Consider the following 14750-nt stretch of genomic DNA (forward strand, 5'->3'; position numbering starts at 1 on the left):
TTGCCAATTTGATACTGCTGATTGCATAAGTTGTGTGTGTTTTATTCTTAGTAACAAGCAACTTACAGCGTTTTAGGTGAGATTGGAAGCAGAGCAAGTTAGCAAGTTAGCAAGTTAGCAAGTTAGCAAGTTAGCAAGTTAGCAAGTTAGCAAGTTAGCAAGTTAGCAAGTTAGCAACTCTAGACTGCCTACCACTTGTGTCAAGTAACTCGCTACTCTTTGGTTTTTTAATCTGACTTCTAACGACTGATATCTAATATCTCCATTTTTGTTCGGCGTTAAAACGCCTCCTACGTCTCTAACTCGCAAACTTTCCCCTTTACTCTTTCTAACTCACTAACTTTTGGAACTTCAATCTGACGGCTGACGGCTGACGGCTGACGGCTGACGGCTGACGGCTGACGGCTGACGGCTGACGGCTGACGGCTGACGGCTGACGGCTGACGGCTGACGGCTGACGGCTGACGGCTAATAGTTAAATATTAAAACCAAAAAAGCCAAGCGTTTCGCAACGGTTGGCTTTTTCAGATTTAGTTTTAAGTCTAGCCGCTTAGGCTAGTGCTCTGTAATTAGCTCAGGTTCATTTCCTGAATGATTTCGTGGGCAATTTCCGGTGTTGTACTGACCGGCTTTTCGTGTAGTTTGGCTTTCATTTGCCCTTTACGATGTTTAAGTGATGCATCTAGTTTTTTAGCAGCACCTGCGATAGCTGGGTACATCACATCATCTTCAGCTTTTACTGATAAACGTGCGCCTTCATAGGTTGTACTAATCTCAGCCTGATACTTATTGTGTTCTTTTGAAAGAATAATATCGAGTGATATTAATGATGGAAAATGGCTAGCAATTTTCGAGAACTTCTCGTTGATATGAGCTCTAACAGCCTCAGTAACGTCAACATGATGACCAGAAATATTAATCTTCATAGGGTATCCTTTTTTCTTGTTACCTCACAGTTAGTATTGGGGGCGAATTGAATTAACACAAGCGAAAATTGCAGATAATTAGTAATTGATTGTAACCACAGATGATTTAGATCATGCGTTGCGGATAAAATATGCAAAAGCCCGCATCACACGGGCTTTTCAGAGAGGTTAACAACTGCTCATTAACTGTACGAGCAACAGTAGTCGGCAAACTCGCTGACCTTTACAAGAAAGGTAACATTTGCATCAACGGTAAAAGACTCTCCAGCTTGCATTGTTTGCCATTCGCTCTCACCGGGTAATAGCACTTGCCAACTGCCACCGTTAAGCTCCATCAACTCTTTTTTGCTCGTAGCAAACTCAAACTCACCTGGTTGCATAAAGCCTAACGTTTTCGTGCTGCCATCAGCAAATACCACAGTACGGCTAGACACTTTACCGTCAAAATACACATTGGCTTTTTTCAGCACACTTACATTATCAAACTGAGACATCCTCACTCCTGTTGTTTTGTTATTAAGCTACAGACAGTGCCAGTTGTCGGTTTAGCATTCAAGGGAAGCTGGGTGAGAAATAATCAAGTCGGGCTAGCTGTAAGCTGTCAGTTTTAAGCCGAAGGAGCAATTGTGGTAGGTCGTGCTTTAGCGCGTCAAGTTAAACACTACGAGAAAGAGTATCTATGCTGAGTCATGAATTCTGAGCTGTAACAAATTGCAATTCTCATTGGGTGTCTAGCAAACTCTGGGAAGTCCAAACAATGCTTACAGTAATTACTAAAGCCAATGAGGGCAGGCCAATGGGTATTGCTTCTGCTCTTGCATTACCAAAATCACACGCTCCCCAATTTGTTAAGCTGCCACTTAACTCTAAGCATCTATCACTTCTTAGAAAGTCCAATAGCTTGAACCCGACAAGCAAACCTATTAGCGAAGATATTGAAGAGATTATTCTTTTATGTGATTTCTTCATGATGAAACACACCAACCTAACTATCTGGTGATAACCTTGATTAGTTATTTATATACCTTGACTATACTAGCTTGGAAATTGCAAAAACTAGAATGCACCACCATCTCCACCGCCGAAGCCACCATCCCCATCTCCGTCCGAGCCACTATCTATATCACTAAACATTGATGAACCTAAGAGCACTCCTAAAACACCGATACCCGATATATTGGTAATCGTATTATTCATAGACTCTAATGATTCGCCTTCAGGGAGATTAGCTTTATAAGTTGCAATATCACAGTACATAAAATATGCGTAATGTATGTGTTTTTTATTAAAGCCCATAACGTCTATTGTTTTATCAACCTGAGCTTTTGTATACGTTACAGAGCCACCGTATCTTTTCGCTAAGGCAGGTCTTAATTTGTATTTATACTTTCTGATTGTAGAACTTTTACCAAACATTAAAGTAGCTCCTTTTTTATAAAGCTTTCCTAAAAGAGTTTGACAAGTAACCCCCGACAAACCTGAGAGTGTCTGTAGCTAATGCAAATATCTTTCCTTACATTGCTATGAAGCAAAACCACGAATGATATCCAGTTTATTTTCTGGTGCATCAACAGACATAAAATTGGGAATAGTCGATTCGGTTCTTCTTGGCCGCTCAAGAAATTGTACTGGCCATTCTGTGATCCTTTCTTCTTTCACATGCTTATACTGGCCTGTTGATGGCTCATCTATATATTCACGCTGGAGAATTAATGCTAGTGGCTCTTCAGCTCCAGGTATGTCATTACTGCATTCCAGTGCTTCTTCATAAGTGTCGAAAGCATAGTAATAATCGCTCCCCTCTTCTAAATCAGGAGCACCGTTATGAGGGTGGCACCAAACTCGATATTCAAGTACCTCATCCCACACGTAACCACCACCAGATTTTGCCAAACCAGCATATTCGCCGACTTTATTTGGGTCCAACACTTTTGGATAACTTTTCATAACCATCCTTGAGCAGAAAATATAAGTAAAAAAACAAATAGGCGCTTTATCGCAGCTTTTTTTGCTTCTTTTATAGCCTATTAATATCAAAGCTATTGGTTAATAGCTAGACACAATTTTCGCGCGAAATAAATTTCACGCCTACGGTGAGGAGCTTTTAAAACTGATGGCTGATGGCTGATGGCTGAGAGCTAAAACCGTTGGGTTTCACTCCGTTCTACCCAACCTACGGGGCATAAAAAAGCCCGCGCTGTGGTTTTACAGGGCGGGCTTTTAAATTTTAGTGGCTTAAGCTTAGAACAAGGCGTTTGCTTTGTTTACGATGTTTTCAACAGTGAAACCAAAGTGCTTGAATAACTCGCCTGCAGGTGCTGACTCACCGAAGGTCGTCATACCAACTACTGCGCCGTTTAGGCCTACATATTTGTACCAGTAGTCTGCGATGCCCGCTTCGATTGCTACGCGACGTGTAACGCTTGCTGGTAGTACGCTTTCTTTATACGCAGCGTCTTGCTCATCAAATAAATCAGTTGAAGGCATAGATACCACGCGTACTTTTTTACCTTGTGAACGAAGTTCTGCAGCGGCATCTTGTGCAAGCTGTACTTCAGAACCTGTTGCAATAAGGATAAGCTCTGGCTCACCGTCACAGCTAAGTACGTAACCACCTTTTTTCACATCTGCTAACTGCTGTGCAGTACGCGTTTGTTGCTCTAGGCCTTGGCGAGTGAAAATCAGTGATGTTGGGCCATCTTTACGCTCAATTGCTTGTTGCCATGCAATCGCTGACTCAACTTGGTCACATGGGCGCCAGTTCACTAGATTAGGCGTTAAACGCATGCTTGCGATTTGCTCTACTGGTTGGTGCGTTGGACCATCTTCACCTAGACCAATTGAATCGTGTGTGTAAACGAAGATGCTTGGCTGCTTCATTAATGCCGCCATACGTACTGCGTTACGTGCGTATTCCATGAACATTAAGAAGGTAGCACCGTAAGGAATAAAGCCTTTATGTAATGCAATACCATTCATAATCGCTGACATACCAAATTCACGTACACCGTAGAAAATGTAGTTACCGCTAGCATCGTTAGCTTCTAGGCCTTTTGAGCCATCCCAAAGTGTTAAGTTAGAGCCTGCAAGGTCAGCAGAGCCACCCATGAATTCTGGAAGTAACGGACCAAACGCGTTTAATGCATTTTGTGATGCTTTACGTGTTGCTGGGTTTGCTGGGTTTGCTTGTAGCTCTTCGATGTAAGCTTGTGACTTTTCAGCCCAATCAGCTGGTAACTCACCATTTGTACGGCGTTTAAATTCAGCAGCAAGTTCAGGGTGTGCACTTGCGTATGCTGCAAACTTTTCGTCCCAGCTTGCTTCTAGTTGCTTACCTTTTTCTTTGCCATCCCACTCGCTGTAGATATCAGCTGGGATTTCAAATGCATCGCCAGTCCAACCGAGGAATTCACGAGATGCTTTAATTTCGTCTTCACCTAGTGGCGCACCGTGACAGTCATGGCTACCTGATTTATTAGGTGAACCGTAACCAATTACTGTTTTACAACAAATTAATGATGGCTTATCAGTAATGCTGCGCGCTTCTTCGATAGCGGCGCGAATTGCATCAGGGTTATGACCATCAACATCGCTTACTACGTGCCAGCCGTATGCTTTGAAGCGCGCTGGTGTGTCATCGCTGAACCAACCTTCTACTTCACCATCAATTGAGATGCCGTTGTCATCCCAAAACGCAACTAGTTTACCTAGGCCTAATGTACCGGCTAATGAACAGGCTTCGTGTGAAATACCTTCCATTAAACAGCCATCACCCATGAATGCATACGTGAAGTGATCAACAATATCGTGGCCTTCACGGTTAAACTGTGCAGCTAGCGCTTTTTCGGCAATTGCCATGCCCACTGCATTTGTGATCCCTTGACCTAATGGACCCGTAGTAGTCTCAATACCTGGTGCATATCCATACTCTGGGTGACCTGGTGTTTTTGAGTGCATTTGACGGAAGTTTTTAATTTCCTCTAGTGGTAAGTCATAGCCACTTAAGTGCAGTAGAGAATAGATCAGCATTGAACCGTGGCCATTCGAAAGAATAAATCGATCTCGGTCTGCCCACTCTGGATTCGTTGGATTGTGCTTTAGATAATCGCGCCATAGTACTTCTGCGATATCTGCCATGCCCATAGGGGCGCCAGGGTGACCAGATTTGGCCTGTTGTACTGCGTCCATTGATAAGACGCGAATAGCATTTGCAAGTTCTTTGCGTGATGGCATGAATTCTCCTACCTTTATGTATTTGCGCTGGTTGTTTATGAAGCCCCATTCTTACTTATTGTAAGGGTACAGTGCAATTAAAAATCCGCATTAAATGCACCAATTATGGGCGTTTGTTAAGAACAATACGTTATTAGTAATTTTAAATAGACGTCTAGGCGTAAAATTACTATGCAAACATATTTGTTTTAGATAAAATACGCCCCTTAATTTTTTAGCGCTATTACCGACGTTTGTGAAGCGCAATATTTGTGAGCAGAAATACAATGGCAAAACATTTATTTACTTCTGAATCTGTTTCTGAAGGTCATCCGGATAAAATCGCGGACCAAATCTCTGACGCGGTTCTAGATGCTATCCTTGAGCAAGATTCTCATGCCCGTGTTGCATGTGAGACTTACGTTAAGACCGGTATGGTGATGGTTGGTGGTGAAATCACAACTAGCGCTTGGGTTGATATCGAAGAAATCACACGTAAAACAGTACGTGAAATCGGTTACACGCACTCAGACATGGGTTTCGATGCTGACTCTTGTGCAATCCTAAACACTATCGGTAAACAATCTCCAGACATCAACCAAGGTGTTGACCGTGCTCGCCCTGAAGAGCAAGGCGCTGGTGACCAAGGTCTAATGTTCGGTTACGCATGTAATGAAACTGACGTTTTAATGCCTGCACCAATCACTTATTCGCACCGTCTAGTTCAGCGCCAAGCTGAAGTTCGTAAAAGCGGTGAGCTTAACTGGTTACGCCCAGATGCAAAATCTCAAGTAACGTTTGCATACGAAAATGGCAAGCCTGTTGGTATTGATGCAGTTGTTCTTTCAACTCAACACTGTGATTCAATCTCACAAAACGACTTAGTTGAAGCGGTAATGGAAACTATCATTAAGCCGGTTCTTCCTGCTGAGCTAATCTCAAGCGCAACTAAGTTCTTCATCAACCCAACTGGCCGTTTCGTAATCGGTGGCCCAATGGGTGACTGTGGTCTTACAGGTCGTAAAATCATCGTTGATACATACGGTGGTATGGCTCGTCACGGTGGTGGTGCTTTCTCTGGTAAAGATCCATCAAAAGTTGACCGTTCAGCTGCATATGCTGCTCGTTACGTTGCTAAAAACGTGGTTGCTGCTGGCCTTGCTGACAAATGTGAGCTACAAGTTTCTTACGCTATCGGTGTTGCAGAGCCAACATCTATCAGCATCGAGACATTTGGTACAGGTAAATTAGAAGAAGCGCGTCTAATTGAATTAGTACGTGAGCACTTCGACCTACGCCCTTACGGCTTAATCCAAATGCTTGATCTTGAGCGTCCTATCTATCAACCGACTGCGGCATACGGTCACTTCGGTCGTGATGAGTTCCCTTGGGAGCGTACAGACAAAGCAGACGCACTTCGCGCAGCTGCTGGCCTGTAATAGGTTTGATAAAATGAAGAAAGCGCCGTTTGGCGCTTTTTTTGTGTCTGATTTATAAGTAACTCACTATCTTTTCGTAAACTGCGACACCCCAAACTAAAGCTAGAATTAGCAAACTCAATGTCACTGCCGCAGAAGCCATATCTTTAGCTCGTCCCGATAATACATGATACTCAATCCCTACTCGGTCAGTGAGCGCTTCTATCGACGAGTTCAGTAACTCAACAATTAACAATAATAAGTAAGGAATAAACAACACTAACCAATGATTTAATGACTGCGCAAGAACCACTGACAAGGGTAATAAACACACCCCTAGATAGATTTCAGAGCGAAATGCCGACTCTTCTTTAAATGCCGCTTTAAAGCCTTTAATAGAACACTTGGTTGCTTTTAAAATACGCCCAAAGCCAATACCATTTGGCTTATTAACTAGGGGAATTTTTGGTTCTTTCATTTTTTACCTACCCGCTCAGAATTAGCCCGATCATAATGATAAATTCTTACTCTGTCACCCAAATACGCTTGATTAAACGCTAGCAATCACCTGGAATACTGCTGGTGTTTGCGCGGGAAAACTGATCATTAGTTAATTGTTCTCTCAGTGCTTGTAGCGTTTTATAAACACTTTTTAGCGAAACCTTGTTACTTAACCAATGCGGAATGGAACCTCCAGGATCTGCGTAGGCTTGATGGCTGACCAACAAATTACTTTGTTGCTGTTCTAAACGCCAATAAGCGGTGAGGTCTTTAATACGCACAACGCCAGAGACTTCGGCTTTTGCATAAGGTTGGCTTTTGATTTGTAACTCGGTTTTGTGCTCATCTAAAGCGCGATAACAAGAGTAACTTACTAAATCTCGGTCTGACACCGGCCAAGGCGAGTTAAAGTGGGTATAAACAAGGGTTTCTGAAGGGCTTAAGCGCTCCATTAAGGTCACGCTTTTGACATTTTCGAGCCAGTTTGCGGCGTTGTCGGTATCACTGAGCAATGCCATAAAATCACTGGCCTTGGCATTTTTTACCAGCACAGAAGCATTAATTTCTATAATACCAGTTTCGTGCTTTTTATAACTAACCTTTATGTCGTCTTGCTGTTTATAGGTTTGCCATTCAATAGGGTTAGCTACTGCCGAGAGACTCAAACATGCTAACCCTACCCATAGGCACAAGCGCATTTATTTAAAACCAATAAGGGTCTGTATTAAATGACGCGTGGCGACTTTGCTCCATCGCACTGACCAAAAACTCAGACTTTTGATCAAGCCATGATTGAATTTTGGTCAGCTCTAAGTCGTCTTGCCCTGCGCATAACTGCTTTAAGTACTCAAGGGTGCTTAATTCATAAATACCATGAGAGATATCAACCCACGGCATACGGAACTCATTTCGATCTTCTTTATCGAACAAGGCACCTAAGCAGTTGCCGCTGAGCAATGAGTTTTCAAGGCGGGTGCGTAGTGCCAAATAGTCTTTATCTGTAAACACTTGCTGCTCAGGAATAAGCTCGTGCATGTCGTGCCAATCTTTAGCAAATAAACGCTTAGCAATATCGGCAACTGGTTTTTCTGCTGCCTGAAACTCAGCCTGCCCCCATGATTTGCGCCATTGTTTTTCAATTAACCAGGTTGTTAATTGTAATAATAAGCGGTTGTATCGGGTGCTGTGAAAAAGAGTTTCAATATCATCAATGCTTGGCTGTAACTCTTTTAAGTCATTAATAACTTGTGTGAGCTCAGGCGCACTGTTGATTTTTTTGTAGTATGCGTGGCGCTTAGATGTGTAGGTTTTTAGCTGAATAGCATTTTCAACCCACGCTAATTCGCTCAATAACCACTTTAACTCTGTACGCAATGAGTCGGTATCGTCTTTACTAACAATATCGTCAAACAGCCAAAATGTATGGCGAATTAAACGAATACCGTCGGTGACACGCTTTAGGGTTTTTAAGCTTGGTTTTATGAAGTAGCAGGCTTCATGTTTTTGTACAAAGCGAATCGCGTAGTTAATGCTTTCTACTAAAGCTTGTTCTTGGGTTGCACCACGTTTTAGTGGCACAAAGCCAATTGATTTGCTTGCTTTTAATGGTTTGTCATCTGCAAGACGATAACCTCGAGCAGCTTTAGAATAAAGCCCTAAGCGAACATGGCTTTCACTAACCAGTTTATCTGCCAAAGCAAACAACTCATTACGACTACCTTCAATCAGTTCGATTTCAAGTTCAGAGATTGGCTCAACCTGACCCGAGGCAGCAACTTCACCTTTATCTAATACCACTTCAATTTTTGCGCCATTTTCGGTTTCGAGTAACCAAGTACGGCGTATAAAGTTAGTGCTAAAAATTGGGTATAGGTTTTCAGCAATACCAGACACTTGCATGCCATGCGGCCAAATAGCAGCATCAAATGCGAGTAAATCAGGGCGGTTACCTGACAGTGGTAAGTTGTATTCTGGGCGCTGATGTAAGCCGCCAACCACTTCGCCAGCAAGCTTGATAGTTTGTTCACACTCACCATCGCAACAGCGAGTACGAAGGCCAATATCTAAAGCGCGTAATTCTCGGCTTGGCGTATCGTAATAAGCATTTTGTAAATTGCGTGACGGTTTGTTAGTAACGGTTTTTGCAAATTGGGTAATTAATGCGGGGATCAGTGGAACAACGGCATCTGACACCAAAAACTTCAGTTCTATCTCAGTATCCATTCGCTTTGCGGAGTACATTTAAAATAAATAAGTGATCAAAATAAACAAAGCAGACTGTTAATGCAAATTTTTTCCTGTTTTTTACGGTTAAGCTCACGCACGGATTACAATATCAGCCTTGCTATTAATAGTTGAAATCCCTACTATCTCTATACATAAAGAAATTATAAATTTAGCCACTTCTAGGCAAGATCACATTAACAAGGTAGATTGATGTTAAAACAGTGTATTTTTGGGTTGCTCCTTGCGGCCACCTCTTTTATTAGCTACGCAGAAGAAGCACCAAGCAGCGACAGCCAAAACACCGCATACATAGTCGATAACCTGTATACCTTTATGCACTCAGGCCCAAGCAAAAACTACCGCATTTTGGGTTCAGTTGATGCTGGTACGCAAGTTGTGTTGTTGTCAGGTGAAGATAATGGCTACTTTAAAATTCGTGATGATAAAGATCGTGAAGGTTGGGTAGAGTCAAAATTTGTTACTGAAAACGCGGGTATTCAACAACAGTTTCAAGCGCTGAATAACGACATGACGGTCATGCAAGAGCAGCTTCGCCAAGCTGAAATTGAACTGCCACAACTTCAAGAGCAGAACAAATCACTTACAGAGCAAAACCTAGCTCTTAGCAAGCAAATCGAAACACTTAAGAACACCATTGAGTCTGAGCGCAATGCAAAGCAAACAGCCAGTGCTAAAGAGAAGCGTAAGCTACTTACATATGGCGGCGCAATTGCATTTATCGGCTTACTGTTAGGTATTATCTTAACCGTGGTGTTATCTCGCCGTAAACGTTACGACGGCTGGGCATAAGCCACTAAATAGTCAATAAAAAAGCACCTGATGGTGCTTTTTTTGTATCTATATATCGAACCTTAGTCCGGTATCTTGTTTAATTTTTTCGATCACCATATAGGTGTGATGCGTACCTACCCCTGGGATATCAACTAAATCCCCCAGCACTTGGCGGTATTCATCCATATCTGAGACTCGTACTTTTAATAAGTAGTCATAGCCACCAGCAACCATGTCGCATTCAACCACTTGTGGAATATTTAAAATATATTCACGAAACACTTTAAATACCGATGTATTCGAGGTCACTAACGATACCTGCACATGTGCTAACAAGCTCTGGTTAAGCTTTGCTTCGCTAAGCTTTGCGTAATAGCCTTCGATGTAGCCTTCTTGCTCTAAACGTTTTACACGATCTAGACACGGGCTTGGGCTCAGATTTACCTGTTTTGCGAGGTTTACGTTCGATATTCTGCCATTTTTTTGCAGAGCGTCTAAAATTGCTAAATCGATGCGATCTAACATGCGTAATCTATTCGGACTGGTCATAACAGAATTTTATGCGGCTAAGTTAACGGTATGCCCTGTAAATTATCGTAAATCGAAAAATTTAACCAGCATATTCTGCTGGATTTTAATTAGAATGCACGAATTATATCAATGGTAAGAAATGCAATAAGTTCATTTCTAGACTCCACATACCAGAGGGTTACATATGCTATTTAATGGCGATTTGACAACTGAATGTCCAATTAGACAAAAGATCCGTGATTTCTACCGTATTGACGAAAATGCGGTTATTGATCATATTTTGCCTTTGGCTGAAGTAGGCGTGAAAGCGCGTAGCCGAGCGTGGGAACGTGCTCGTCAAATGGTTTTAAATATCCGTCGCGATCAGGATGGTCAAAGCGGTGTAGATGCACTATTAAATGAATTCTCACTTTCAAGTGAGGAAGGCGTTGTATTAATGTGTCTTGCAGAAGCACTATTACGTGTTCCAGATAAAGCAACGCAAGAGTCACTAATTCGTGACAAACTTGCTAAAGGCGACTGGAGCTCGCATTTAGGTAGCAGCGATTCTTTATTTGTAAACGCCTCTTCTTGGGGTCTGTTAGTAACCGGTAAAATGGTTAACTACAGCGACAAATCAAAAGAGCAGCAATTCGGTGTTCTTAAAAAAACAATTGGTCGTTTAGGTGAGCCTGTTATTCGTAAATCTGTGAACTTCGCGATGAAGATCATGGGTAAGCAATTCGTTATGGGTCGTACTATCGACGAAGCAATTGAACGTGCAGCCGATAAAGAGCAAAAAGGCTACGTATACTCATACGATATGCTAGGTGAAGGCGCACGCACAATGAAAGATGCAGAGCGTTACTTCAACAGCTACATGACAGCTATCCACGCGATTGGTAAAGCAGCAAATGGCCGTGGTCCAATCAAGAGCCCTGGTATCTCAGTTAAAATTTCTGCGATTCACCCACGTTATGAATTCACACATCGTGAACGTGTTATTGCTGAAATCGTACCTAAGTTAAAAGAACTTGCGCTTGCAGCGAAAAGCTACGATATCGGCTTTACTGTTGATGCTGAAGAAGCTGACCGTTTAGATATCTCTTTAGATGTTATTGAAGCGGTATTCAGTGATGACGATTTAGGTAACTGGAACGGCTTTGGTTTAGCAGTTCAAGCATACCAAAAGCGCGCTATTTTTGTCGTTGAGTGGGTTGCAGAGCTAGCTCGTCGCGTTGGTCGTAAACTAATGGTTCGCCTTGTAAAAGGTGCATACTGGGATACAGAAATCAAAACCACTCAACAAGATGGTTTAGATCATTACCCGGTATTTACACGTAAAGCGACCACTGACGTTTCTTACAAAGCTTGTGCAATTAAGCTTCTAGAAGCACGTGATGTACTGTACCCGCAATTTGCTACACACAACGCCTACACTGCAGCAACAATCTTAGAAGTTGCAAAAGGCGACAACGAAGGTTTTGAATTCCAACGCCTACACGGTATGGGTGAGTCGTTATTCGACCAAATCGTAACCCAAGAGAAAATTCAATGTCGTGTTTACGCACCAGTGGGTCAACACGAAGACTTACTTGCCTACTTAGTACGTCGTTTATTAGAAAACGGTGCTAACTCGTCATTCGTTAATGCGATTGTTGATACGACTAAGCCTGTTGAATCACTATTACCTGACCCTGTAGAAACACTGCAAGGTTTACGTAACAAGTACAACACGCAAATTAAGATGCCTATTGATTTATACGGTGAAGAACGTGCTAACTCAAAAGGCATGGACTTAACTGATATCAATGTAATCACACCATTTAAAGAAAACCTTGATACCTGGTTTGCTGAGCACCGCATTGAATTAAGCGATGTGCCAGAAGGCTCTCTTCCTGTGAAGAACCCTGCAAATCACAAAGAAATCATTGGTCATGTGAAACTACAATCTTCTGACGAAATGACTGCTCTTTTAGAAAATGCAGAAAAAGCATTTGAGTCATGGTCACAAACGCCAGTAAAAGAGCGCGCAAACTTATTACGTCGTGTTGCTGACATCTTAGAGCGTCACCACGATGAGTTAGTGGCACTATGTATCAAAGAAGCAGGTAAAGTAACGCAAGATGGTATCGATGAAGTTCGTGAAGCAGTGGATTTCTGCCGCTACTACGCAGCACGCGCTGAAGAACTTTCTGAAGATGAGCGCTTTGAAGCACGTGGTGTGATCTTATGTATCAGCCCATGGAACTTCCCACTTGCAATCTTCTTAGGTCAAGTAGCTGCAGCAATCGTGACAGGTAACACAGTTATTGCGAAACCAGCTGAGCAAACAAGCTTAATCGCACTTCGTACCATTGAACTTATGCTATCTGTAGGTTTACCAGAGCACGTTGTACAACCTGTTATTGCTCGTGGTAGCGAAGTAGGTAAAACCATCGTTCCTGATGAGCGTATTCAAGCTGTTATGTTCACAGGTTCTACAGAAACAGGTACTGTTATTTCGCAAACACTTGCTGCGCGTAATGATATTCAAGTACCGCTTATTGCTGAAACTGGTGGTCAAAACTGTATGATCGTTGACTCAACCGCTCTACCAGAGCAAGTTGTTGACGATGTGATCAGTTCAGGTTTCCAAAGTGCTGGTCAACGCTGTTCTGCACTGCGTGTATTATTCTTACAAGAAGACGTTGCTGATGGCATCATTGAGATGATCAAAGGTGCTTTAAAAGAGCTTCACGTTGGCGACCCGTCATTGCTTTCAACTGATATCGGTCCTGTTATCGACGAAAAAGCACTGAAAAATTTAAATGACCATGTTGAATACTTAAAAGGTAATGCAACACTTCACTATGAGTGTGCTATTCCTGATAACAATGAAAATGGTGCTTACTTCTTCGCGCCTCGTTTATACGAAATCAAAGATTTATCTGTACTTAAGCGCGAAGTATTTGGCCCATGTGTACATATCATCCGCTTTAAAGGCACAGAGCTTGATAACGTGATTGACCAAATCAATGGCACGGGCTTTGGCTTAACTATGGGTGTGCATTCGCGTATCGAAGAGCGCTGTGAATACCTAGCGAAAATGTCACGTGCAGGTAACGTTTACATCAACCGTAATATGATCGGCGCGATTGTTGGCGTACAACCTTTCGGTGGACGTGGTTTATCTGGTACAGGCCCTAAAGCGGGTGGTCCTAATTACCTACAACGCCTAGTGAAAGAAAAAGCATCACCAGATAACGTACAAATGACTAACCTAACACCTGATGAGTTAGATACTCACCACTATTCAGGTGCAGCTGAGCAAGTTGCTACGCTAATGGATAACTCATTACGCGACGAGAAAATCTGGCGTGCGACACCACTGAACGACCGAGTTTCTGCTGTACGTCAATTACTTGCAAAAGTAGCGACTGTAGAAATTATCGACGAGCTTGCCGATGATTTGGCATTAACGCTAGCTGATGCTCGTGCGCAACTTAACCGTCTTGAAAAACACATGCGTAAGCACACTGTGTTACCTGGACCAACGGGTGAGTCAAACACACTTCACTTAGAGCCTCGTGGCTGTGTGGTTTGTTATGCTGATAAGAGTACGTCATTTAACTTCTGGGCAATTTCGATTATCACAGCACTTGCTGCTGGTAACACAGTAATCACGGTTGCTTCTGAGTTATTCTTTGACGAAGCAGTTGCATTCAGAGACAAGTTTATCTCAACAGGTATCGCTGAAGGTGTATTCCAAGTAGCTAAACCTAATCAGTTACAAGCTATCTTGGCGCACCCTCACCTTGCAGGTGCGGTTGTTGCTGCTCGTTCATCACGCTTAGGCTACTTTAGCCAGCAGCTAGCACAACGTAAAGGTGCGATTCTGCCTGTGATCAGCTCTGAGTACTACGACACGCTAATCAAGCGCTTACTCACTGAGAAAACCATCAGTGTTGATACAACCGCATCAGGTGGTAACACATCACTAATGACCTTAGTTGAAGACGACGAGTAATCGTATAAGTTAAAGGAAATTAAACTTTCCTGAGCTAATTAAAAGCCCTCGCATTTGCGGGGGCTTTTGATTTTACAGATACCTTTTTACTATTCTTGTTTACCGAGCTACAAATTTTCTGCTAGTTTTATAGTAATGTATTCGACTAGAAGTAAA

Annotated in this window: 13 protein-coding genes; 4 read left to right on the forward strand and 9 right to left on the reverse strand. The window is 42.5% G+C overall.

Features of this window, described 5'->3' with window-relative positions; translation table 11 throughout:
- Positions 1 to 569: 569 nt before the first annotated feature.
- Together hpf and ppnP are read right to left on the reverse strand one after the other, a co-directional pair.
- The gene (hpf, locus tag WA256_RS07910; RefSeq protein ID WP_054551132.1) at positions 570 to 926 is read right to left on the reverse strand and encodes a ribosome hibernation-promoting factor, HPF/YfiA family; all 357 of its coding nucleotides are present in this window, start codon (positions 924 to 926) and stop codon (positions 570 to 572) included.
- 182 nt (positions 927 to 1108) lie between these two features.
- Positions 1109 to 1420, reverse strand: a complete 312-nt coding sequence (gene ppnP, locus WA256_RS07915; RefSeq protein WP_054551131.1) for a pyrimidine/purine nucleoside phosphorylase — start codon at positions 1418 to 1420, stop codon at positions 1109 to 1111.
- A gap of 263 nt (positions 1421 to 1683) precedes the next feature.
- Between ppnP and WA256_RS07920 the strand changes: the two genes are divergently transcribed.
- Complete coding sequence (locus WA256_RS07920) at positions 1684 to 1926, forward strand: hypothetical protein (RefSeq protein WP_335990349.1); 243 nt, start codon at positions 1684 to 1686, stop codon at positions 1924 to 1926.
- Positions 1927 to 1982: 56 nt separating this feature from the next.
- On the opposite strand, the gene WA256_RS07925 is transcribed toward WA256_RS07920, so the two are convergent.
- The 3 genes from WA256_RS07925 to tkt all read right to left on the reverse strand — a co-directional run bounded on the left by WA256_RS07925 (position 1983) and on the right by tkt (position 5159).
- Positions 1983 to 2342 carry a DUF6559 family protein gene (locus WA256_RS07925; RefSeq protein ID WP_335990351.1) on the reverse strand — a complete coding sequence of 120 codons (360 nt, stop codon included), beginning with the start codon at positions 2340 to 2342 and terminating at the stop codon, positions 1983 to 1985.
- 105 nt (positions 2343 to 2447) lie between these two features.
- Positions 2448 to 2873 (reverse strand): GCN5 family acetyltransferase, encoded by a 426-nt coding sequence (locus WA256_RS07930; protein ID WP_335990353.1) that lies wholly within the window; start codon positions 2871 to 2873, stop codon positions 2448 to 2450.
- Between the two features lie 294 nt (positions 2874 to 3167).
- Positions 3168 to 5159 (reverse strand): transketolase, encoded by a 1992-nt coding sequence (tkt, locus tag WA256_RS07935; protein ID WP_054560913.1) that lies wholly within the window; start codon positions 5157 to 5159, stop codon positions 3168 to 3170.
- A 266-nt stretch (positions 5160 to 5425) separates the two neighbouring features.
- Here tkt and metK point away from each other — a divergent pair, with 266 nt between their 5' ends.
- On the forward strand, positions 5426 to 6577 hold the full coding sequence (gene metK, locus WA256_RS07940; protein WP_054551125.1) for a methionine adenosyltransferase: 1152 nt from the start codon (positions 5426 to 5428) through the stop codon (positions 6575 to 6577).
- A 52-nt stretch (positions 6578 to 6629) separates the two neighbouring features.
- Here the strand turns inward: metK and WA256_RS07945 are convergent, their stop codons facing one another.
- The 3 genes from WA256_RS07945 to WA256_RS07955 form a co-directional block, all read right to left on the reverse strand.
- On the reverse strand, positions 6630 to 7034 hold the full coding sequence (locus WA256_RS07945) for a diacylglycerol kinase (RefSeq protein ID WP_063529953.1): 405 nt from the start codon (positions 7032 to 7034) through the stop codon (positions 6630 to 6632).
- Between the two features lie 79 nt (positions 7035 to 7113).
- Positions 7114 to 7722 (reverse strand): START domain-containing protein, encoded by a 609-nt coding sequence (locus WA256_RS07950; RefSeq protein WP_335990356.1) that lies wholly within the window; start codon positions 7720 to 7722, stop codon positions 7114 to 7116.
- Between the two features lie 37 nt (positions 7723 to 7759).
- The gene (locus WA256_RS07955; RefSeq protein ID WP_054560917.1) at positions 7760 to 9280 is read right to left on the reverse strand and encodes a CYTH and CHAD domain-containing protein; all 1521 of its coding nucleotides are present in this window, start codon (positions 9278 to 9280) and stop codon (positions 7760 to 7762) included.
- Between the two features lie 213 nt (positions 9281 to 9493).
- On the opposite strand from WA256_RS07955, the gene WA256_RS07960 reads away from it, so the two are divergent.
- Entirely contained in the window at positions 9494 to 10093 is a 600-nt protein-coding gene (locus WA256_RS07960) for a TIGR04211 family SH3 domain-containing protein (protein ID WP_335990358.1), read from the forward strand.
- Positions 10094 to 10141: 48 nt separating this feature from the next.
- On the opposite strand, the gene WA256_RS07965 is transcribed toward WA256_RS07960, so the two are convergent.
- Positions 10142 to 10624, reverse strand: a complete 483-nt coding sequence (locus tag WA256_RS07965) for a winged helix-turn-helix transcriptional regulator (RefSeq protein ID WP_054551119.1) — start codon at positions 10622 to 10624, stop codon at positions 10142 to 10144.
- 166 nt (positions 10625 to 10790) lie between these two features.
- Here WA256_RS07965 and putA point away from each other — a divergent pair, with 166 nt between their 5' ends.
- Positions 10791 to 14594: a bifunctional proline dehydrogenase/L-glutamate gamma-semialdehyde dehydrogenase PutA gene (putA, locus tag WA256_RS07970; protein ID WP_062566400.1), complete on the forward strand. Its 3804-nt coding sequence runs from the start codon at positions 10791 to 10793 to the stop codon at positions 14592 to 14594.
- The last annotated feature ends 156 nt before the right edge of the window (positions 14595 to 14750 follow it).

Source organism: Pseudoalteromonas sp. CH_XMU1449-3, from assembly GCF_037027245.1.
In the GTDB taxonomy this organism is placed as follows: domain Bacteria; phylum Pseudomonadota; class Gammaproteobacteria; order Enterobacterales; family Alteromonadaceae; genus Pseudoalteromonas; species Pseudoalteromonas shioyasakiensis.

What these genes read in the sequence shown, in the direction of transcription:
- hpf (WP_054551132.1), bottom strand. Translation starts at nt 926, where the DNA reads ATGAAGATTAATATTTCTGGTCATCATGTTGACGTTACTGAGGCTGTT.
- ppnP (WP_054551131.1), bottom strand. Translation starts at nt 1,420, where the DNA reads ATGTCTCAGTTTGATAATGTAAGTGTGCTGAAAAAAGCCAATGTGTAT.
- WA256_RS07920 (WP_335990349.1), top strand. Translation starts at nt 1,684, where the DNA reads ATGCTTACAGTAATTACTAAAGCCAATGAGGGCAGGCCAATGGGTATT.
- WA256_RS07925 (WP_335990351.1), bottom strand. Translation starts at nt 2,342, where the DNA reads ATGTTTGGTAAAAGTTCTACAATCAGAAAGTATAAATACAAATTAAGA.
- WA256_RS07930 (WP_335990353.1), bottom strand. Translation starts at nt 2,873, where the DNA reads ATGAAAAGTTATCCAAAAGTGTTGGACCCAAATAAAGTCGGCGAATAT.
- tkt (WP_054560913.1), bottom strand. Translation starts at nt 5,159, where the DNA reads ATGCCATCACGCAAAGAACTTGCAAATGCTATTCGCGTCTTATCAATG.
- metK (WP_054551125.1), top strand. Translation starts at nt 5,426, where the DNA reads ATGGCAAAACATTTATTTACTTCTGAATCTGTTTCTGAAGGTCATCCG.
- WA256_RS07945 (WP_063529953.1), bottom strand. Translation starts at nt 7,034, where the DNA reads ATGAAAGAACCAAAAATTCCCCTAGTTAATAAGCCAAATGGTATTGGC.
- WA256_RS07955 (WP_054560917.1), bottom strand. Translation starts at nt 9,280, where the DNA reads ATGGATACTGAGATAGAACTGAAGTTTTTGGTGTCAGATGCCGTTGTT.
- WA256_RS07960 (WP_335990358.1), top strand. Translation starts at nt 9,494, where the DNA reads ATGTTAAAACAGTGTATTTTTGGGTTGCTCCTTGCGGCCACCTCTTTT.
- WA256_RS07965 (WP_054551119.1), bottom strand. Translation starts at nt 10,624, where the DNA reads ATGACCAGTCCGAATAGATTACGCATGTTAGATCGCATCGATTTAGCA.
- putA (WP_062566400.1), top strand. Translation starts at nt 10,791, where the DNA reads ATGCTATTTAATGGCGATTTGACAACTGAATGTCCAATTAGACAAAAG.